The 20,889-nt window shown below is 59.9% G+C and carries 13 protein-coding genes; 6 read left to right on the top strand and 7 right to left on the bottom strand.

The features are described 5' to 3' along the window. Nucleotides 1-84 precede the first annotated feature (84 nt). Complete coding sequence (metH, locus tag CAG02_RS00425; protein WP_085710091.1) at nucleotides 85-3,795, top strand: methionine synthase; 3,711 nt, start codon at nucleotides 85-87, stop codon at nucleotides 3,793-3,795. Nucleotides 3,796-3,895: 100 nt separating this feature from the next. Beyond that, entirely contained in the window at nucleotides 3,896-4,114 is a 219-nt protein-coding gene (locus tag CAG02_RS00420; protein ID WP_065257810.1) for a DUF2970 domain-containing protein, read from the top strand. A gap of 6 nt (nucleotides 4,115-4,120) precedes the next feature. Here CAG02_RS00420 and CAG02_RS00415 read toward each other — a convergent pair whose 3' ends face one another. Beyond that, nucleotides 4,121-5,194, bottom strand: coding sequence for an ABC transporter substrate-binding protein (locus CAG02_RS00415; protein WP_085710092.1), 1,074 nt, complete (start codon nucleotides 5,192-5,194; stop codon nucleotides 4,121-4,123). Nucleotides 5,195-5,719: 525 nt separating this feature from the next. Here CAG02_RS00415 and CAG02_RS00410 point away from each other — a divergent pair. Both CAG02_RS00410 and CAG02_RS00405 read left to right on the top strand, forming a co-directional pair. Further along, nucleotides 5,720-7,378 carry a nitrite/sulfite reductase gene (locus CAG02_RS00410; protein WP_085710093.1) on the top strand — a complete coding sequence of 553 codons (1,659 nt, stop codon included), beginning with the start codon at nucleotides 5,720-5,722 and terminating at the stop codon, nucleotides 7,376-7,378. Beyond that, entirely contained in the window at nucleotides 7,362-7,856 is a 495-nt protein-coding gene (locus CAG02_RS00405; RefSeq protein ID WP_085710094.1) for a DUF934 domain-containing protein, read from the top strand. Before CAG02_RS00410 ends, CAG02_RS00405 begins: the two co-directional genes overlap by 17 nt. Before the next feature lie 20 nt (nucleotides 7,857-7,876). Here the strand turns inward: CAG02_RS00405 and CAG02_RS00400 are convergent, their stop codons facing one another. Both CAG02_RS00400 and sohB read right to left on the bottom strand, forming a co-directional pair. Beyond that, nucleotides 7,877-12,748 (bottom strand): NEL-type E3 ubiquitin ligase domain-containing protein, encoded by a 4,872-nt coding sequence (locus CAG02_RS00400; protein ID WP_085710095.1) that lies wholly within the window; start codon nucleotides 12,746-12,748, stop codon nucleotides 7,877-7,879. A gap of 191 nt (nucleotides 12,749-12,939) precedes the next feature. After that, nucleotides 12,940-13,962: a protease SohB gene (sohB, locus tag CAG02_RS00395; protein ID WP_085710096.1), complete on the bottom strand. Its 1,023-nt coding sequence runs from the start codon at nucleotides 13,960-13,962 to the stop codon at nucleotides 12,940-12,942. Between the two features lie 206 nt (nucleotides 13,963-14,168). On the opposite strand from sohB, the gene CAG02_RS00390 reads away from it, so the two are divergent. Further along, nucleotides 14,169-14,879 (top strand): histidine phosphatase family protein, encoded by a 711-nt coding sequence (locus CAG02_RS00390; RefSeq protein WP_085710097.1) that lies wholly within the window; start codon nucleotides 14,169-14,171, stop codon nucleotides 14,877-14,879. Between the two features lie 48 nt (nucleotides 14,880-14,927). Beyond that, nucleotides 14,928-15,245 (top strand): SCP2 sterol-binding domain-containing protein, encoded by a 318-nt coding sequence (locus tag CAG02_RS00385; RefSeq protein ID WP_010223709.1) that lies wholly within the window; start codon nucleotides 14,928-14,930, stop codon nucleotides 15,243-15,245. Between the two features lie 52 nt (nucleotides 15,246-15,297). On the opposite strand, the gene CAG02_RS00380 is transcribed toward CAG02_RS00385, so the two are convergent. The 4 genes from CAG02_RS00380 to CAG02_RS00365 are packed head-to-tail and all read right to left on the bottom strand — an operon-like array spanning nucleotide 15,298 to nucleotide 20,806. Further along, complete coding sequence (locus CAG02_RS00380) at nucleotides 15,298-16,881, bottom strand: ABC transporter ATP-binding protein (protein WP_085710098.1); 1,584 nt, start codon at nucleotides 16,879-16,881, stop codon at nucleotides 15,298-15,300. A 1-nt stretch (nucleotide 16,882) separates the two neighbouring features. After that, nucleotides 16,883-17,905, bottom strand: a complete 1,023-nt coding sequence (locus tag CAG02_RS00375) for an ABC transporter permease (protein ID WP_085710099.1) — start codon at nucleotides 17,903-17,905, stop codon at nucleotides 16,883-16,885. After that, complete coding sequence (locus CAG02_RS00370) at nucleotides 17,905-18,969, bottom strand: microcin C ABC transporter permease YejB (protein ID WP_085710100.1); 1,065 nt, start codon at nucleotides 18,967-18,969, stop codon at nucleotides 17,905-17,907. Before CAG02_RS00370 ends, CAG02_RS00375 begins: the two co-directional genes overlap by 1 nt. Next, nucleotides 18,956-20,806, bottom strand: coding sequence for an extracellular solute-binding protein (locus tag CAG02_RS00365; protein ID WP_085710101.1), 1,851 nt, complete (start codon nucleotides 20,804-20,806; stop codon nucleotides 18,956-18,958). The genes CAG02_RS00370 and CAG02_RS00365 overlap by 14 nt, the downstream gene beginning before the upstream one ends. Nucleotides 20,807-20,889: the final 83 nt, after the last annotated feature.

The following is a 20,889-nucleotide window of genomic DNA, read 5'->3' as shown; positions in this document are numbered from 1 at the left end:
CATGCAAAAGCGCCACATGCTCTAAATCCGCACAGGTTTGTTATGATCCCGCTCCTTCGTCATGGTCTTTTTCGAGTAGTCCCAATGTCCGATCGCAGCGTCCGCCTTCAAGCTCTCAAGCAAGCCCTCAAAGAGCGCATCCTGATACTCGATGGCGGTATGGGCACGATGATCCAGAGCTACAAGCTCGAAGAGCAGGATTATCGCGGCAAGCGTTTCGCCGACTGGCCGACCGACGTCAAGGGCAACAACGACCTGCTGGTCATTACCCGTCCCGACGTGATCGGCGGCATCGAGAAAGCCTACCTGGATGCCGGCGCCGACATCCTGGAAACCAACACCTTCAACGCCACCCGCATTTCCATGGCCGACTACGGCATGGAAGAGCTGGCCTACGAACTCAACGTAGAAGGCGCACGACTGGCGCGCAAGGTGGCCGACGCCAAGACTGCCGAGAACCCGGACAAGCCACGCTTCGTCGCCGGCGTCCTCGGCCCGACCAGCCGTACCTGCTCGCTTTCGCCGGACGTCAACAACCCGGGCTACCGCAACGTCACCTTCGATGAACTGGTGGAAAACTACACCGAGGCCACCAAAGGCCTGATCGAGGGCGGCGCCGACCTGATCCTGATCGAAACCATCTTCGACACCCTCAACGCCAAGGCTGCGATCTTCGCCGTGCAAGGCGTGTTCGAAGAGCTGCACATCGAACTGCCGATCATGATTTCCGGCACCATCACCGACGCCTCCGGCCGTACCCTGTCTGGCCAGACCACCGAAGCGTTCTGGAACTCCGTAGCCCACGCCAAGCCGATTTCGGTCGGTCTGAACTGCGCCCTCGGCGCCCGTGAACTGCGTCCGTACCTGGAAGAGCTGTCGGACAAGGCCAGCACCCACGTTTCGGCGCACCCGAATGCCGGCCTGCCGAACGAGTTCGGCGAATATGACGAGCTGCCGGTGGACACCGCAAAAGTCATCGAAGAATTCGCCCAGAGCGGTTTCCTCAACATCGTCGGCGGCTGCTGCGGCACGACCCCGGGCCACATCGAAGCCATCGCCAAAGCCGTCGCCGGTTACGCGCCACGGCAGATTCCGGACATTCCCAAGGCTTGCCGCCTGTCGGGTCTGGAACCGTTCACCATTGATCGCAGCTCGCTATTCGTCAACGTCGGCGAGCGGACCAACATCACCGGTTCCGCGAAATTCGCCCGTCTGATCCGCGAAGACAACTACACCGAAGCCCTGGAAGTCGCCCTGCAACAGGTCGAGGCCGGCGCCCAGGTGATCGACATCAACATGGACGAAGGGATGCTCGATTCGAAGAAGGCCATGGTGACCTTCCTCAATCTGATTGCCGGTGAACCGGACATCTCCCGCGTACCGATCATGATCGACTCCTCGAAATGGGACGTGATCGAAGCCGGCCTCAAGTGCATTCAGGGTAAGGGCATCGTCAACTCGATCAGCATGAAAGAAGGCGTCGAGCAGTTCATCCACCACGCCAAACTGTGCAAACGCTACGGTGCTGCCGTGGTGGTGATGGCGTTTGACGAAGCCGGCCAGGCCGACACCGAAGCGCGCAAGAAAGAAATCTGCAAACGCTCCTACGACATTCTGGTCAACGAAGTCGGCTTCCCGCCGGAAGACATCATCTTCGACCCGAACATCTTCGCCGTGGCCACCGGCATCGAAGAACACAACAACTACGCTGTGGACTTCATCAACGCCTGCGCCTACATCCGCGACGAGCTGCCGTATGCCCTGAGCTCCGGCGGTGTGTCCAACGTGTCGTTCTCGTTCCGTGGCAATAACCCGGTGCGCGAGGCGATCCACTCGGTGTTCCTGCTGTACGCGATCCGCGCCGGCCTGACCATGGGTATCGTCAACGCCGGTCAACTGGAGATCTACGACCAGATCCCGCAGGAGCTGCGCGACGCCGTTGAAGACGTGATCCTCAACCGCACCCCGGAAGGCACCGACGCCCTCCTCGCCATCGCCGACAAGTACAAGGGCGACGGCAGCGTCAAGGAAGCCGAGACCGAAGAGTGGCGCAGCTGGGACGTTAACAAGCGTCTGGAGCACGCCCTGGTCAAAGGCATCACCACCCACATCGTCGAGGACACCGAAGAGTCCCGTCAGTCCTTCGCCCGCCCGATCGAAGTGATCGAAGGCCCGCTGATGTCCGGCATGAATATCGTCGGCGACCTGTTCGGCGCCGGCAAAATGTTCCTGCCGCAGGTGGTGAAATCCGCCCGCGTGATGAAGCAGGCCGTGGCTCACCTGATCCCGTTCATCGAACTGGAAAAAGGCGACAAGCCGGAAGCCAAGGGCAAGATCCTGATGGCCACCGTTAAAGGCGACGTGCACGACATCGGCAAGAACATCGTCGGCGTGGTGCTGGGTTGCAACGGCTACGACATTGTCGACCTCGGCGTGATGGTGCCGGCAGAGAAGATCCTGCAGGTGGCCCGCGAAGAGAAATGCGACATCATCGGCCTGTCCGGCCTGATCACTCCGTCGCTGGACGAGATGGTCCACGTGGCCCGCGAGATGCAGCGCCAGGACTTCCATCTGCCGCTGATGATCGGCGGCGCCACCACCTCCAAGGCGCACACGGCGGTGAAGATCGAGCCGAAGTACAGCAACGACGCGGTGGTGTACGTCACCGACGCTTCCCGCGCCGTGGGCGTGGCGACGCAGCTGCTGTCCAAGGAGCTGAAAGCCGGTTTTGTCGAGAAGACCCGCGAAGAGTACATCGACGTGCGTGAGCGCACTTCCAATCGCAGCGCCCGTACCGAACGCCTGAGCTACGCCGCCTCAATCGCGAAAAAACCGCAGTTCGACTGGGCCTCCTACACACCGGTCAAACCGACGTTCACCGGCACCCGGGTGCTGGACAACATCGACCTCAACGTCCTGGCCGAATACATCGACTGGACGCCGTTCTTCATCTCCTGGGACCTGGCCGGCAAGTTCCCGCGCATCCTTGAAGACGAAGTGGTCGGTGAAGCCGCGACTTCGCTGTACAAAGATGCCCGCGAGATGCTGACCAAGCTGATCGACGAGAAACTGATCAGCGCCCGTGCGGTGTTCGGTTTCTGGCCGGCCAATCAGGTGCACGATGACGATATCGAGCTATACGGCGATGACGGCAAGCCAATGGCGCGCCTGCATCATCTGCGCCAGCAGATCATCAAGACCGACGGCAAGCCGAACTTCTCCCTGGCCGACTTCGTTGCGCCGAAGGACAGCGAAGTGACCGACTATGTCGGTGGTTTCATCACCACCGCCGGGATCGGCGCCGAAGAAGTGGCCAAGGCATATCAGGACGCTGGCGACGATTACAACTCGATCATGGTCAAGGCCCTGGCCGACCGTCTGGCCGAAGCCTGCGCCGAATGGTTGCACCAGCAGGTACGTAAAGAGCACTGGGGTTATGCCAAGGACGAAGCCCTCGACAACGAGGCGCTGATCAAAGAGCAGTATTCCGGCATTCGCCCTGCTCCGGGCTACCCGGCGTGCCCGGATCACACCGAGAAGGCCACGCTGTTCGCCCTGCTCGATCCTGAGGCGCAGGAAATGCGCGCCGGCCGCAGCGGTGTGTTCCTGACCGAGCACTACGCAATGTTCCCGGCGGCGGCGGTCAGTGGCTGGTACTTCGCCCATCCGCAGGCGCAATACTTCGCCGTGGGCAAGATCGACAAGGATCAGGTGCAGAGCTACACCTCGCGCAAAGGCCAGGAACTGAGCCTGACCGAACGCTGGCTGGCGCCGAACCTGGGTTACGACAACTAAGCAGAAGTCCGAACAAAAGACCGCAGCCTGCCCCGCAGGCTGCGGTCTTTTTTCATGGGTTGGCTATGCTTGTCTGACACACACGGCAGACGAGGGATTTATGGACGATCCAGTCGACAACAAGCCACCGACCTTCTGGCAGATGCTGCACAGCGTCATGGCGGCGGCGTTCGGCGTGCAGAGCGGCAAGAACCGGGCAAGGGACTTCACCCATGGCAAGCCCAGCCATTTCATCTTCCTGGGCATTGCGTTCACGGCGGTGTTCGCCCTGACGCTGTTTGGCATCGTGCAGCTCGTGGTGCATCTGGCGGGCGCCTGAACAGCCTCAGTGCATCAGGGTCTGCAGGTTGAACGGATAACGGTACGAGGTCGGGCGGCCCTTCGCCGACATCTTGTGAAAGTGCACGCCGTAATCCGGCGACGTGCCCATGGCCAGCATTCGGCGGGCATGATCCTTGTCGATCAGTTGCAGCAAGGGAATCTGCCGGTCGCGGCCACCGTAGTGGTTCAGGTCGACGCCCTGTGCATGGTCGTGCACTTCCACCAGCGCCCAGCCTCCCAGGGTGAAATGACCGCCGAGCAAGGCGCTCAAGCGTCCGTCGATCATGGCCTGCAGCGCCGCAGGCGAGGTATTGACCGCGCTGAACAGCACGTCTTTGCCCGGCACTTTCCCGATCTCGGAAACCGCTCGCATCGCACCGAAGGCCATTTCGTCGTTGGCCGCCCACACCAATGACACCTTGGGGTAACGAACCAGCAGCTGCCGGGCCTGCTCGTAGGCCCGCTGCTGTGTCCAGCCGCCGTAAACCAGTTGCCGCAAACGGACTTCAGGATGTTCGGCCAGCGCCCTTTGCATGCCTTGCTCGCGCAACTGCGACGACGGCGTGATCTTCAGGCCGGAGAACGCCAGCAATTCGATGCTGGCGCCGGGGGCCACCGGTGGATGCAGGCGGATCAACTCCTTCATCAACAGGTAACCGCCCTCCTCGTCATTGGGCACAAGGCTGCCGATCCGGTCGGCCCGGTCCCCGACCAGCGCTTGCTGATTGGGCGTCAACGCGGCATTGACGATAAACAGCTTCACCCCGCTCTGATTGGCCATGCGCAGGATCTGCGGCGCGATGTATTGCTCGTTGGCGAACATCAGATAGTCGGGGCGATCAGGGCCCTGCAAGGCCACCCGGGCTTGGGCCAGGGTCATTTCGGGCTGGCGCTGGGAATAGAGGATCCGCAGATCGATGCCCAGGTCTCGCGCGGCAGCCTGCATGAATTGCGAGTAGCTGACCCAGAACGCTTCGTCGGTGGCGCCCGGATTCAGAAACAGCACAGACTCTGCCCGCGCGCCGGCTCCAAAGGCCAGGCCCAGCACAAGCAGACTGATGTGGAGAAACTTGAACATGAAACATCCGGGCCCGGGGAAAAATGGCCGCGCATTATAGCCATTCAATCGCCGGCCATTAGCGCCTGATCCCGCTTTTTGTCCGACAATCGTCGGAAGCGGGCCCGGAGGGGTCGTTTTACTGATGACTGACCCAGAACACCGCTGTGCCCACGACCAGAATGATCAGGAACAGAATGGCCCACGCATCGACACTGCTATCGCTTTTCCTTGCCTTGGTTGGATTGCTCATTGCATCGCCTCTTGTCGGTTTTATCGGTGATTGCAGAAAGACTCGACCACAGTTAAGACGATGATTGTCCGCACGACAAATGTGGGTTAGTTGACACCCGTTCTCGTTAGGCGATTTGGTTCTTTACATATACTCAAACATCACTTTTGCGCATAACTGCAAACGGGTATATTGCCCCGGCTCCATTAGGGAGTGCGCGGCCGTGCGCGCGTAATTGCCGAGGCACCATCGGACTCCAGCAAGCGAAAACGCAGCGTTTTCCGAGTAGCCCAAAGCCTGAGAACAGGACTTATATGTACGTATACGACGAGTACGATCAGCGGATCATCGAGGACCGCGTCAAGCAGTTCCGTGATCAGACCCGACGCTATCTGGCAGGTGAGCTGAGCGAAGAAGAATTCCGCCCCCTGCGCCTGCAAAATGGCCTGTACATCCAGCGTTTCGCGCCGATGTTGCGGGTGGCGGTGCCTTACGGCCAACTGACTTCGCGTCAGATGCGCATGATGGCCAAGATTGCCCGCGACTACGACAAGGGCTACGCCCACATCAGTACTCGCCAGAACGTGCAGTTCAACTGGCCGGCGGTCGAAGACATCCCGGACATCCTCGCCGAGCTGGCCACCGTGCAGATGCACGCGATCCAGACCAGCGGCAACTGCCTGCGCAACGTCACTACCGATCAGTTCGCCGGTGTCGCGGCCGACGAGTTGATCGACCCGCGTCCATGGTGCGAAATCGTCCGTCAATGGACCACGTTCCACCCGGAATTCGCCTACTTGCCGCGTAAGTTCAAGATCGCCGTCAACGGTTCGACCTCCGACCGTGCGGCCATCGAAGTCCACGACATCGGTCTCGAGCCGGTGCACAACGCCGCTGGCGAACTCGGTTTCCGCGTACTGGTCGGTGGCGGCCTGGGCCGTACTCCGGTGGTTGGCGCGTTCATCAACGAGTTCCTGCCATGGCAGGACCTGTTGAGCTACCTCGATGCCATTCTGCGGGTCTACAACCGCTACGGGCGTCGCGACAACAAATACAAGGCGCGGATCAAGATTCTCGTCAAGGCGCTGACTCCAGAAGTCTTCGCCCAGAAAGTCGATGCCGAGATGGAACACCTGCGCGGCGGCCAGACCACGCTGACCGAAGCCGAAGTGCATCGCGTCGCCAAACACTTCGTCGACCCGGACTACAAGGCGCTGGAAAACCAGACCGCCGAACTGGCCGCCCTCGACAAGGAATACCCGGGCTTCGCCCGCTGGCGCACCCGCAACACCCTGGCGCACAAGAAGCCGGGTTATGTGGCCGTGACCCTGTCCCTGAAGCCGACCGGTGTTGCACCGGGCGACATCACCGACAAACAGCTCGACGCCGTCGCCGATCTGGCGGACCGCTACAGCTACGGTCAACTGCGCACGTCCCACGAGCAGAACATCATTCTCGCCGACGTCGAGCAGAGCCAGTTGTTCACTCTGTGGGGCGAGTTGCGTGAAGGCGGTTTCGCCACGCCGAACATCGGCCTGCTGACCGACATCATCTGCTGCCCTGGCGGTGATTTCTGCTCCCTGGCCAACGCCAAGTCGATCCCGATCGCCGAATCGATCCAGCGCCGTTTCGATGACCTGGACTACCTGTTCGACATCGGTGAACTGGACCTGAACATCTCCGGCTGCATGAACGCCTGCGGTCACCACCACGTCGGCCACATCGGCATTCTCGGGGTGGACAAGAAAGGTGAAGAGTTCTACCAGGTCTCCCTCGGCGGGAGCGCCAGCCGTGACGCGAGCCTGGGCAAGATCCTCGGCCCGTCGTTCGCCCAGGACGACATGCCGGATGTGATCTCCAAGCTGATCGACGTGTACGTGGAACAGCGCACCGAAGACGAGCGCTTCATCGACACCTACCAGCGTATTGGCATCGACCTCTTCAAGGAACGCGTCTATGCAGCGAATCATTAAGAACAACGAGGTCGTCGACGAAACCTGGCACCTGCTGCCCAAGGATTTCAACATCGACGAAATCAGCAACTGCGACGACCTGATCGTCCCGTTGCAGCTGTGGCGTGAACACGCCCGCATGCTCAAGGCCCGCGATGGCGGCCTGGGTGTGTGGCTGGACGCCGACGAAGAAGCCGAGGAAATCGGCGACGACGTGGATCAGTTCGAAGTCATCGCCCTGAACTTCCCGGCGTTCACCGATGGCCGCAACTACTCCAACGCTCGCCTGCTGCGTGACCGTTACGGTTTCAAAGGCGAACTGCGGGCGATTGGCGACGTGCTGCGCGATCAGCTGTTCTACATGCGCCGCTGCGGTTTCGATGCCTTCGCCCTGCGCGCGGACAAAGACCCGTACGACGCTCTTGAAAGCCTCAAGGACTTCTCGGTGACCTATCAGGCCTCCACGGACGAACCGCTGCCGCTGTTCCGTCGTCGTTGAGAAAATGCCCCGCACCCTCATCACGGGTTCGGGGCATTTCCTTGTACGCTCTCCTGCTGCTGTTCTGGCATCCCCGTCGACTGCCTCGTGTCAGGGTGCCGAGCCAACGCCTCGTTGGTCAGCCTTCTCAGCACGTCAGTATTTTCATTTCTCAGATTCTCCAGAATCACCGTCACCTGCCGTGAAGCCGCTTGCCGGGACAATTCGTTGCGCCTTTCCAGTTGCGCCAGTGACGCTGCGCAGCGCTCCAGAGCGGCCGAAAACTCCCCCTCATGGGTTGCCCTCAGGTACTCGGACCAGAACTCCTGATTGCTCATCGACACTGACAATTGAGTCGTCTGCTCAAGCCTCTGCACTTCCCGGTACACATGCTCGATCTGCGCATCAGTAACCTCGACATCGAGCCGTGTGTTCAACGCATCGGGCTGAGCAGGCAATTCCAGACGTTGCGCCATTCGTACGCGGTAAAGCAGGCTGAGTTCCAGCATCTGCTCGCGAGTGAACGGACCTGAACCGGCTCGTCGGGCGGCGTCCATCGATGCTTGTCTTTCGACTTCCCGCAATCGAAACCGCCCCCGCAACAGTTGAACCAATCGCCCTTCCACCGACCCGCCCGGTGATTGATCCGCCACGGCCTGATCGCACAAGACTCTGACTTCAAGATCACTGAACACCTCAGCGGCATTGACCATGCTCACCCTGCCCGCCCAGGCCATGCGAAAAAGCGTGCGACGCAGCCGGTCACTTTCACAGGCCGCCTCCAGCACATTCCAGACTCGTTGGGACAGCTCACCCAGCGAATGTGAATAATCGGCGGTACCACGCAACGCCTTCAGAACGTCGAAAAAGCTCCTGGATTGGGGATCAGCGGACAACGCCGACCACACCTCCTTGACCCGCGACACCCTCACAGCGGGCAAACCGATCACCCAGCCCGAGGCTGTACCATCGGCGACGGAGTGCTGCGCAGTGGCGTAATCAGGCGTGATCACGCCCAGGTTGATACCTTGAGACTGCTGATAGGTCGCAATCGCCTGAAGACTCGCCTCCGATAACGGATTGCCATCGACCTGGGTGCCTCTGTTCAACGCTTCAGGTGCATCGAATACAGACCGAGGTATTTCGATGATCCGGTTGTCGCGCAGGTCGAGTGTTTGCAGAGCGGTCAGCCCCTCCATCTCGCCCGGCCACTCGCTGATGCCGGTTTCACGCAAACCCAGGTGACGCAATCTGCGCAGTGTACCGACCCGCGGCGGGCGCCCCAGCGTCGGGTTGAAACTCAGGTCCAGTGACTGCAAATGTTCCAGAGGAGCCAGGGTAGTCATCGCCTGCTCGATCAACCGAATCCGGTTGTCACTCAAATCCAGCACCGTCAGTCCGGGCATTGCTTCAATGGCCTGGGGAATGCGTGTCAGCTCATTGCCGGTCAGACGCAACATGCGTAATCCCGGGAAGTTATGCAGAAAGCTGTTCAGCCCGGAACCGGCTCCGACAGCATTCAAGTGCAACGCATCGACATGGCTGAAGTCACCGATCAAGACCGGCAAGTCCCCCAGAGGAATGCCATCAAGCGTCAAAGGATGCCGGAAGTATCCGGCGTTTGAAGCAACGGCAGACTCCCTGCGCCAGGCGCGCAATATCGCTTGCGTTGCCCGCGCCTTGTTGTGCGCGGGCACCTGACGCCTGGGACCGTCTCCCGCCTGATAATAAGTCGTGCGATGGGTCCAACGCTCCAGCGCTTGAACCATTGCGTGGTATTGCTCCCGCATGTGATCCAGCGCTCTGATGGCCAACACGTCATCGCTGTCGAGGGACAAAAGAAACTGATCGATTTGAGCGGACGAAAATGACGGATACAGCTCACGTGCCCGTTGCACCAGAACAGCTGACCTGCGTCCGACAGTTGCCGTGCCGCCGGTCAGAGGGACAGAGCGTTCGACTGGCCGATCCGCAAGCCCCATCGGTGAACGGTAACGCCTGTCCGGCGCTGCGATGCTCAGCATTGCGCGGATTTCCTCGCGTCGCTGCAGCGCCAATGATGTGATCTTCTGGCGCAATCCCTGACCTCCCGTTTCGGGCCCGAGCGCCTGGCGACTGTGTGCCGGAAGACTTTCCCAAAGCACCCGAAAGAAATCCGTGCGGGTGCGCGTCAGTGAGCTGGATACCAGGTTTTCTTCAGTATCCAGCCCCGTATACCGGTCGGCGTAGGCTTCGATAATGACATTGTACCGGGCGTCTGGCGGGCCGATGGCGGCTCTTTCCTCGGCACCCGCTGCCCAATCACGAATCTCGATATGCACATCGCCCGGCCAGCCCGGAAGATGACTCAAGGTATCGAGAATCAGCCTGTTCACGTCCCGGCCGCAGGCAGCGTCGAGGTACAAACCTTCAAAGGCACGATTCAGACGCAGAATTGCTTGATAGCGTCGCGCTTCTTCGGCCAGGCGCAACGGCACCTTGCCAGCCGCCAGTTGTTGCCATTCACTGCCGTCGGCATGCAGCACCAGCTCATCGGCGACACTGGCCGGCAGGTTTGCGAACGCGGACCGGACCGGTTCGGCCCTCGACTGTTCGATAGTGTCCGTTCGACGGTACAGACGTTCCGTCAAGGCGATCTGCTGAAAGGGGGCGAGTTCGCCTATGTGTTCGGCCAGCAAGGTGCCTTGCAGGCTCAGATCTTCGGTAGCCTCCCCCAGCAGATGCAGGCGTTCGCGCTCGCCAAGTGCTGCCAGCAACGGCGGATAGAACGCTGCTTTTCGAAGCGCGTCCTGTTTTACCGTGACGGATCGAGAGGCGTTGTGATCCCCATACCGTGCTACCTCGATGTCCCGGGCGTCCGTGACAACAATCGCCAGGTCCTGCGGCCAGTGCCCAGCCGAGGTCAGCAAATACAACTGCAGGTCGGCGTCTGCCTGTTGCGCAGACAAAGGTGACGCGACCGAGGCCATGAAATGCCCGGCTTCAGTGTCGGCCTGAAAGCGGCGCACAGTGTCCGTCAGTATCGCCATGGGTCTGCTGCGGCTGATGATCGCCTGCCGCATCGCCGATTCGTCGACGTTGCTGACAGCGAGAATCTGCAGGGCTCGGGCATCCGGTATCGCCGCTTCGCGATAACCCGTACGACGAAACAGCGTGAGCAAGCTCCAGTCCTGCGGTATTTCACTGTGATGACGCCAGGCGCCGACCCCGTTGGTCTCAAGCGGGGGCCGGTAGCGCGCCGATGCCTGCAGATTGCCGATTTCCCACAACCCGCTGCCTGGCACGGGATGCACCGTATAGGCGTGGCTGCCCAATTTCAGTAGCCGGTGGTTGTCGTACAGGATCAGGCCACGCTCATCGGCCGGAAGCCGATCGAGCAGGCTCTCGGGCATGCGCAAAGCCGACACCTCGGGATTCCAGAGCCTTCGGGACATCCAGCCAATCGGTACCTGCCTCAGTCCCTGCACGAAACCTGACGTCCGGACACTTCGATAGGCTCTGCCTGCGACTGCGCTGCCTGCCGAAAAGGCCGCCATGACTATCAGGTTCTCAAGGGTGTCGAACAGGTAATCCGTCGCGCTCTCCTGATCGCCATGCGCCCAGCTGTCGATGCCCTCGTAAACCTCATTGAGCAGCTGCAGGCCGGCCACGGCACACATGACCTCTCCAAGAACCGGTACAAAGGAGGCCAGGAACAGCAATGTATTGACGCCGATGGACTCGTAGGTCTCGAGCCTTTGCTGACGTGTTTTTTCATCTTCATCGTCCGTGGACACGACCAGCACTCTGGCATCGGCCCGGACCTGTTCGGCTCGATGTTCGAAGAGGGCCAGAAAGAGCTCCGTTTTCGCTTTACCTTCCGGGTACACGACTGTAAGCGGCAAATACGGGGTATCGAAAGGAAGATGGAGCGGCCCGACATTCAGCAGTCGCACATCGATGCCCCTGAGGAATGAAGGGCGATCCCGCAGCGTGACGAAACGCATGAAAAAACTTCGGAAACCGGCGTCTTTCAGGCGCTTGCTCAAGCTGATCTCGAAGTCGAGAAAGGATGCGTACTCTTTCAACGGGTGATCAGGGTCCTCCGGTATGTAAACGACGCAACGATCAACGTCGCCCGCAGACACCATGATCGAACCGATAAACATCGGTCCTCTCAGCGTGACGCCAAGTATTTCAATATTCTGATATTCAAGTGCATTCTCGCCTGACTGCGAAACTGCAACCAATTTGAGTCTTTGATAAACACTGACACTGATATGCCCGCGCAAATATGCAATATGCCGATCAACTTCAAAGCGATCGCGAAAACAGGCAACGGAGGCATCAAGAAAAGTTGCAGGTCGTGCGCCATCGCCAAACAATGTCTCTATATGTTTCCGGTACTGTTTCCCAAGATCGAGATCCCGACACAAGATGGCGAACTCATGAGGTCTGATTGCCAGCACGCGACTCGTTTTCCCCGTTACCTGCTCCGGAATGTAGAGCAGCGAAAGCTCGTGGTAATTACCGGGCAGCGTTTCGGACAGTTCGAAGTTCTCGCAGGCTGCGGTCAGCAAATCCCGGCCGATAGGCAGGATCAGTTTCTTGCGCAAGCCCAAAAGGCTCGACGTAGAACGCACATGCTGAAAAACCGCACCTGCGACATCGAATGGTTCGCCCAGCCTGTCTGACATGGCTTTGGCCAGCAATGGTGCACAAAAATGCTCCGGAGACTTCAGTGCCTGCAACTGTTTGAGAAGAGTCTGTCGAGACTGAAAGCTGGATTTCAGATTGTTATAGAGAACATTTCGATCATTGATCGGTGCATTGAGCAGCCAGGATGGCATCTGTTGTTTGAGTAAATCAAAGAAAATGCCCTGTTCTTCCGCCGTCATTATAGGCATTGCTTCAAGACGGTTTTCGACATCCATGTTCGACACCCCTGATCTGAAAAGGAACACTCAGACTAAGGTGCAGCCACACTCGAAAACAGCACGAATAACTGATGGTTTCAGATTCAATCAAACAACAATGCGAGACAATGAAATAGATAGATAAGACAGGTTTGCGTATTGAAGTTGATATACGCCCGCACGGCATAGCCGCACGAGCGTAAAACCCGTTACCAGAAACGTTGTTGGGTCAAACGGCTCCACCAGCTCAGCAACAGACGGTCCACCGAACCGCTGGCCGCCATGCCGATGCGTTCCTGCAGGCTTTTGCGCTCGGCATAGTGCAGGTGATATACCTCGGATTTTTTCGCCCGGTCCGCCAGGTATTCGTCGCTGGTCTTGAGTTCGTCCACCAGTTGTTTTTCCAGCGCCGCGAGGCCGAGCCAGACTTCACCGGTGGCGACTTCGTCGATCGCCAGCTGCGGGCGATATCGGGCGACGAAGTTCTTGAACAACTGATGGGTAATGTCCAGGTCTTCCTGGAATTTCTCCCGGCCCTTCTCGGTGTTTTCGCCGAACACGGTCAGGGTGCGTTTGTATTCGCCGGCGGTCAGCACTTCGAAATCAATATCGTGTTTCTTCAGCAGGCGGTTGACGTTGGGCAACTGCGCGACTACGCCGATGGAGCCGAGAATCGCAAACGGCGCGCTGATGATCTTCTCGCCGATGCACGCCATCATGTAGCCGCCGCTGGCCGCTACCTTGTCGATGCACACGGTCAATGGCACGCCGGCTTCACGGATACGCGCCAGTTGCGACGAGGCCAGGCCGTAGCTGTGCACCATGCCACCGCCGCTTTCCAGACGCAGGACGACTTCGTCCTTCGGTGTGGCCAGGGTCAGCAAGGCAGTGATTTCATGGCGCAGGCTCTCGGTAGCGGAGGCCTTGATGTCGCCATCGAAATCCAGCACGAACACCCGAGGTTTGCTTTCGGGGTGCTTCTTCTGTTTTTTTTCGGATTTGGCCTCGCCCTTGCGCAGGGCCTTGAGCTGATCTTTGTCGAGCAGGCTTTGCTCCAGGCGTTCACGCAAGCCTTTATAGAAATCGTTGAGCTTGCTGACCTGCAGCTGGCCCGCGGCTTTGCGCCGGCCCTTGCTACGCAACGCAGCGAAACTGGCCAGCACCACCAGAATGGCGATGACCAGTGTGACGGTTTTGGCCAGAAAGCTGGCGTATTCAGTCAAAAACTCCACAGTGACTCCTTCAAACGATGCGCCGTTGAAAAACGCGCGCGGGGATGACTCCAGCATACCCATGCACCGCCTCGCCGGCCAGCCGTGAAACCTCTGGAAACAGGCCTGTAACGGGCATTTCAAACAAGCGTATGTTTTTTCATTGACAGCTCACTGCCATCCCCATAACCTCGCGACAACCTTCAACGTACCGGGATGACGCGGACGTGGGCAGCATCTACTTGATTCGACATGGCCAGGCCTCCTTCGGTGCAGACGACTATGACGTCCTGTCGCCAACGGGTGTGCGCCAGGCAGAGATCCTCGGCCGCCACCTCGCCGAACTCGGCGTCAGCTTCGACCGTTGCCTGTCAGGCGATCTGCGCCGCCAGCAGCACACGGCCAACAGCGCATTGGAACAGTTCGCCGCAGCCGGTCTGCCGGTGCCTGCCCTGGAAATCGACTCAGCCTTCAACGAATTCGACGCCGACGCCGTGATCCGCGCCCTGCTGCCGGCCATGCTGCCCGAAGAGCCCGAAGCACTGGACATCCTGCGTAACGCCGCACAGAACCGTGGCGAGTTCCAGCGCATCTTTGCCCTGATCATCGAACGCTGGCTGGCCGGCACCTACGACACGCCCGGCCTGGAAAGCTGGCTGGGGTTCGTCGAACGGGTCCAGGCCGGTCTGAACCGTATTCTCGATCAGGCCGACAACACCCAGAAAATCGCCGTGTTTACCTCGGGCGGCACCATCACCGCCCTGCTCCACCTGATCACGCAAATGCCTGCCCGACAGGCCTTTGAACTGAACTGGCAAATCGTCAACACCTCGCTCAACCAGCTGAAGTTCCGCGGTCGCGAGGTGGCTCTGGCTTCCTTCAACAGTCATGCACACCTGCAACTGCTGAAGGCCCCGGAACTCATCACTTTCCGCTGAGTCCGGATTACTGTGACCCTGCTGCAATCAACCAAAAAGGATCGAACCATGACCTCCGTAGCTGATGCCGTAAAAGCAATGCAAGCCAAGTTCAACCCAGCCGCTGCTGCCGGCCTGGATCTGGTCTTCGGTTTCAACATCACTGACGAAGACAAGCACTACGCTCTGATCGTCAAAGACGGCACTTGCGACATCCAGGAAGGCGAAAACGCCGACGCCAACTGCACACTGGTGCTGGACAGCGAAACCCTGAAAGGCATCGTCAGCGGCGAAACCGACGGCATGCAGGCCTTCATGGGCGGCAAGCTGCGCGTTGAAGGCGACATGATGCTGTCGATGAAACTGTCCGAGCTGTTCCCGGCGTAAGTCGGCAGCCAGACTGCGAACAAATCCCGCCCCTGTGGCGGGATTTGTCGTTTCAGGCGCTCAAACCGGCAAACGACGCTGCCAACAACTCCTGTGTATACGGATGCCGCGCCGAGCCGAACAACGCGTCCGTTTCCCCTCGTTCCACCACTTCGCCGTCCTTCATCACAATCAGGTCGTGAGCCAGTGCCCGCACCACCGCCAGGTCATGACTGATGAACAAATATGTCAACCCGTACTCCTCCTGTAACCGGCGCAACAGCGCGACGATCTGTTTCTGTACGGTGCGATCCAGTGCCGAAGTGGGTTCGTCCAGCAGGATCAGATTCGGTTTGAGCACCAGCGCCCGGGCGATGGCGATGCGTTGCCGCTGCCCGCCGGAAAACTCGTGGGGATAGCGATGACGTGTCGCTGGATCGAGCCCCACATCCCGCAAGACTTCGATCACGGCCTGCTCGCGCTCCCGCGCGTTCAACTCACTGTGTACCTGCAAACCTTCGGCAATGATCTGCTCCACGCACAAGCGCGGACTGAGGCTGCCGAACGGGTCCTGAAACACCACTTGCAGGCGCTTGCGCAGCGGCCGCAGTTGTTTGCCGCTCAAATGTTCCAGTGCTTCGCCCTCGAAGCGGATACTGCCCTCGGCTTCGATCAGGCGCAGGATCGCCTGCCCGAGGGTGGATTTTCCCGAACCGGATTCACCGACGATTCCCAGGGTCCGGCCACGTTGCAGGCTCAGATCAATGCCATTGACCGCGTGCAGCCAGGACTTGCGGCGCAGCCAGCCACCACCGAGCCGGAAGCGCACGTTGAGATCGCGCACTTGCAGCAGATCCTCGGTATTGTCCCGGCATAGCGCCACGCCACCGGGTTCGGCATTGAGCAACTCGATGCTGTAGGGATGTTGTGGTGCCCGGAATAGCTGCTCGCAAGTCGCTTGCTCGACGATCTCGCCGGCGCGCATCACCGCCACCCGCTGGGCAATGGTGCGCACCAGATTCAAGTCATGGCTGATGATCAGCAGCGCCATGCCCAGTCGTTGTTGCAGGTCCTTGAGTAACAGCAGGATCTTGCGTTGCACGGTGACGTCGAGGGCAGTGGTCGGCTCATCAGCAATCAATAACTGAGGCTCACACGCCAGCGCCATGGCGATCATCACCCGTTGCCGTTGCCCACCGGAAAGCTGATGCGGATAAGCCTTCAAGCGTTCGTGGGGGCGTTGAATGCCCACCAGCTCCAGCAACTCCAGAATCCGTTCCCGCGCCGCAGCCCCGGCCAGGCCTTTGTGCAGCGCCAGGCTTTCGCCGAGTTGCCGCTCGATACTGTGCAACGGGTTCAGAGAACTCATCGGCTCCTGAAAGATCATCGCGATCCGGTTGCCGCGAAGTTGCCGCAGATAACGCTCATGCACGCCGAGCAACTCTTCGCCCTCATAGCGGATGCTGCCATCGATCCGCGTGATGTTCGGGTCGAGCAGTTGCAGGATGCTGTGTGCCGTCACCGACTTGCCGGAACCGGACTCGCCCACCAGCGCCAGGCATTCCCCCGGAAGGATGTCGAGGTCGATGCCGTGGACCACTTCCTGGCCTTTGAAGGCGACCCGCAGGTCGCGTATTTCGATCAAATGTTCACGCATATCAAGTCCTCGGGTCGAAGGCATCACGGCAGGCTTCGCCGATGAAGACGAGCAATGAAAGAATCAGCGCGAGCGCAAAGAACGCCGTCAGGCCCAGCCACGGCGCTTGCAGATTGGTCTTGCCCTGACCGATCAACTCACCCAGCGAAGCGCTGCCCGCCGGCATGCCGAAACCGAGAAAATCCAGTGCCGACAAGGTCGCAATCGCCCCGGTAAGAATGAACGGCAGGTACGTCAGTGTCGCACTCATGGCGTTGGGCAGGATGTGCCGCACGATCACCTGCGCATCGCCGACACCCAGCGCTCGCGCAGCTTTCACGTATTCCAGCCCCCGGCTACGCAGGAACTCGGCGCGCACCACGTCCACCAGGCTCAGCCAGGAAAACAGCGCCATGATCCCCAGCAGCCACCAGAAATTCGGCTCGACGAACCCGGACAGAATGATCAGCAGATACAGCACCGGCAGCCCCGACCAGACCTCCAGCAAACGCTGACCGATCAAGTCGATCCAGCCACCGTAATAGCCTTGCAACGCGCCGGCCGCGATACCGATAAGCGCACTAGTGGCGGTCAGCGCCAAGGCAAACAGCAACGACACCCGGGTGCCGAAAATCACCCGCGCCAGCACATCCCGCGCCTGATCATCGGTGCCCAGCCAGTTCTCGCCGGAGGGCGGGCTCGGTGCCGGTTTCGTGAGGTCGTAATTGACCGTGTCGAAACCGAACGGGATCGGCGCAAACCACATTCGCCCGCCCTGCCCCTCGATCAGTTCACGCACCTGGGCACTGCGATAGTCAGGCTGGAACGGCAGCTCGCCGCCGAAATCCTGCTCGGTATAACGTTTGAAGGCAGGGAAATACCATTCGCCCTGATACGTCAGCAGCAGCGGTTTGTCGTTGGCGACCAGTTCACCTCCAAGGCTCAAACCAAAGAGCGCAAGAAACAGCCACAATGACCACCAGCCGCGACGATGAGCCTTGAAGCGCGCCCAGCGGCGCTGCCCGATGGGAGAAAGTGTCAGCATCAGGCAGCCCTCGCCGTAAAGTCGATACGCGGATCGACCAGCGTGTAGCACAGGTCGCCCAGCAGTTTTATCAAGAGCCCGAACAGGGTGAAGATGAACAGCGAACCGAACACCACCGGGTAATCCCGCGACACCGCCGCTTCGTAGCTCAGGCGTCCGAGGCCGTCGAGGGAGAAGATCACCTCGATCAGCAATGAACCGCCGAAGAACACCGTCACCAGTGCCTGGGGCAACCCGGCGACCACCAGCAACATCGCGTTGCGAAACACATGCCCGTACAACACCTGCCGCTCGCTCAGCCCCTTGGCCCGGGCCGTGACCACATACAGCCGCGAGATCTCGTTGAGAAAACTGTTTTTGGTCAGGATCGTCAGCGTCGCAAAACCACCAATCACCAGCGCACTGACCGGCAATACCAGATGCCAGAAGTAATCGGCCACCTTGCCCCACGGCGTCAGCTCGGCGAAGTTGTCCGAGACCAGACCCCGCACCGGGAACCAGTCCAGCGCGGTACCGCCGGCAAAGACCACGATCAATAGCAGCGCAAACAGAAACCCCGGCATCGCATAACCGATGATGATCGCCGCGCTGCTCCAGACGTCGAACGCCGATCCGTTGTGCACAGCCTTGCGGATGCCCAGCGGGATCGACACCAGGTAGGTGATCAGCGTCGCCCACAGCCCCAGCGACAAGGTCACCGGGAGTTTCTGCCAGATCAGTTCAGTGACCGTCGCGCCTCGGAAGAAACTCTTGCCGAAGTCCAGTTGCGCGTAGCTCTTGAGCATCAGCCACAGGCGCTCGCTGGCGGGTTTGTCGAAGCCGTACTGGTGCTCGATATCGGCCACCAGTTTCGGGTCCAGGCCACGGGTCGCGCGGGACTCGCCGCCAATGGTTTCGACATGGCTGGCGCCCACCGCCCCGCCGACACCGATGCCCTGCAAACGGGCGATGGCCTGCTCGACCGGGCCACCGGGCGCGGCCTGCACGATCACGAAGTTCACCAGCAGAATCGCCAACAGGGTCGGCACGATCAGCAGCAGACGCCGCAGGCTATAACCCCACATGAGCAAACTCCTTTTGCTGTTTTGGCGCCTGATTGGCGGTCAACGCCGTAGGGCTGATTTCCCACCAGGTATCCAGGCCAGCGTCATACAGCGGAGCAATCGCCGGCCGGCCAAAACGGTTCCACCACACCGTGGAAATGCCCGGCGGGTAATAGTTGGGAATCCAGTAGTAGCCCCACTGCAGCACCCGATCCAGCGCCCGTGCATGGCGCAAGAGACTTTCACGGCTGTCGGCCTGCACCACGCCTTCGAGCAACGCATCCACCGCCGGATCACGCAGCACCATGTAGTTGTTCGAGCCCGGATCATCGGCCCCATCGGAACCGAAGTAATTGAACATTTCACGGCCCGGCGCCTGGCTCACCGGATAACCGACGACGATCATGTCGTAATCGCGACTGCGCACGCGATTGGTGTATTGCGCGGTATCGACCTGACGGATATCGAAGCCGATGCCGATCTGCGCCAGGTTGCGTTTGAACGGCAGCAGCAGGCGCTCGAATCCTTTCTGGCCGTTGAGAAAAGTGAATTGCAGCGGCTCGCCTTGAGCATTCACTAGTTGATCGCCGCTAGGTTTCCATCCTGCGGCCTCCAGCAGTTTCAACGCCTGCAACTGTTGCGCGCGAATGTTGCCGCTGCCGTCGGTGTGCGGCGCTTCAAACACCTGACTGAACACTTCTTCGGGGATGTTGCCGCGCCAGGGTTCGAGGATCTTCAACTCTTCGGCGTCCGGCAATTGCGTGGCCGACAGCGCGCTATGGGAAAAGTAACTGCGCTGGCGCAGGTACATGCTGCGCATCATCTGCCGGTTGCTCCATTCGAAGTCCCAGAGCATGGCAATCGCCTGCCGCACCCGGCGATCCTGAAACATCGGCTTCTGCAGGTTGAACACGAAACCCTGGGCACCTTGAGCCGCGCCGGGCGCGAGGTGTTCCCGCAACAACTTGCCCTGCTCCAGCGCTGCGCCGGCATAACCGATGGTGTAACTGGTGGCGGAGAATTCGCGGTTGTAATCGAAGCCGCCGGCCTTGAGCACTTGTCGCGATACGTCGGTGTCGGCGAAGAACTCCACACTCAACTGATCGAAATTGTAGAGCCCGCGGGTGACCGGCAGATCCTTGCCCCACCAGTCCTGAACCCGCTGGAATTTCACACTGCGACCAGCATCCACCGCGCTGATCCGATAAGGGCCGCTGCCGGGCGGAATCTCGAAACCGGCGCCTTCGGCAAAGTCCCGGGTACGCCACCAGTGCTCGGGTAAGACAGGCAGCACCGCCAGATCCAGCGGCAAAGTGCGGCTGTCGTTGTTCTTGAAGACGAAGCGCACCTGGGTTGGCGACTCGACCTGCACCTCGGCGACATCGCGAAACTGCTGCCGGTACTTCAGGCTGCCCTTGGTGATGAACAGGTCAAAGGTGTAGCGCACGTCCTCGGCGGTGATCGGCGTACCGTCTTCAAAACGCGCCTCTGGATTGAGATAGAAACGTACCCAGCGTCGATCCGCATCCAGCTCCATCCGCTGCGCCACCAGACCGTAGACGCTGTAAGGCTCGTCCTTGCTGCGATAAGCCAGCGGCGCATAAAGCCAGCCGTCGATTTCGGCAACCCCGGTGCCTTTATCGATGTAGGGGATCAGGTGATCGAACGGACCGCTCTCCAGCGAAGAACGCCGCAGGCTACCGCCCTTGGGCGCATCGGGATTGGCGTAGGCCAGGTGCTGGAAGTCCGCGGCGTACTTCGGGGCTTCGCCGTAGACCGTGAGGGCGTGTCGAGGCTGGGCAAATATCGCCGGGCTCAGCAGAAGACATACGCCCAGCAAAGTAAGTCTGGAAAACATGGGCAGATCCTTTAACCGCGTGCCTGCCTGTCTGTCTGTGATGTGCAACAGGCGGGCACTTTTTATAGGGCCGGTTTTAGAAC

Source organism: Pseudomonas sp. R43(2017) (genome assembly GCF_002112345.1).
Taxonomy (GTDB): domain Bacteria; phylum Pseudomonadota; class Gammaproteobacteria; order Pseudomonadales; family Pseudomonadaceae; genus Aquipseudomonas; species Aquipseudomonas kribbensis.
This window is presented reverse-complemented; position numbering and strand designations above follow the sequence as displayed.

Coding starts and splice junctions, on each gene's coding strand:
- metH (WP_085710091.1), top strand. CDS start 85: ATGTCCGATCGCAGCGTCCGCCTTCAAGCTCTCAAGCAAGCCCTCAAA.
- CAG02_RS00420 (WP_065257810.1), top strand. CDS start 3,896: ATGGACGATCCAGTCGACAACAAGCCACCGACCTTCTGGCAGATGCTG.
- CAG02_RS00415 (WP_085710092.1), bottom strand. CDS start 5,194: ATGTTCAAGTTTCTCCACATCAGTCTGCTTGTGCTGGGCCTGGCCTTT.
- CAG02_RS00410 (WP_085710093.1), top strand. CDS start 5,720: ATGTACGTATACGACGAGTACGATCAGCGGATCATCGAGGACCGCGTC.
- CAG02_RS00405 (WP_085710094.1), top strand. CDS start 7,362: ATGCAGCGAATCATTAAGAACAACGAGGTCGTCGACGAAACCTGGCAC.
- CAG02_RS00400 (WP_085710095.1), bottom strand. CDS start 12,748: ATGGATGTCGAAAACCGTCTTGAAGCAATGCCTATAATGACGGCGGAA.
- CAG02_RS00385 (WP_010223709.1), top strand. CDS start 14,928: ATGACCTCCGTAGCTGATGCCGTAAAAGCAATGCAAGCCAAGTTCAAC.
- CAG02_RS00380 (WP_085710098.1), bottom strand. CDS start 16,881: ATGCGTGAACATTTGATCGAAATACGCGACCTGCGGGTCGCCTTCAAA.
- CAG02_RS00375 (WP_085710099.1), bottom strand. CDS start 17,905: ATGCTGACACTTTCTCCCATCGGGCAGCGCCGCTGGGCGCGCTTCAAG.
- CAG02_RS00370 (WP_085710100.1), bottom strand. CDS start 18,969: ATGTGGGGTTATAGCCTGCGGCGTCTGCTGCTGATCGTGCCGACCCTG.
- CAG02_RS00365 (WP_085710101.1), bottom strand. CDS start 20,806: ATGTTTTCCAGACTTACTTTGCTGGGCGTATGTCTTCTGCTGAGCCCG.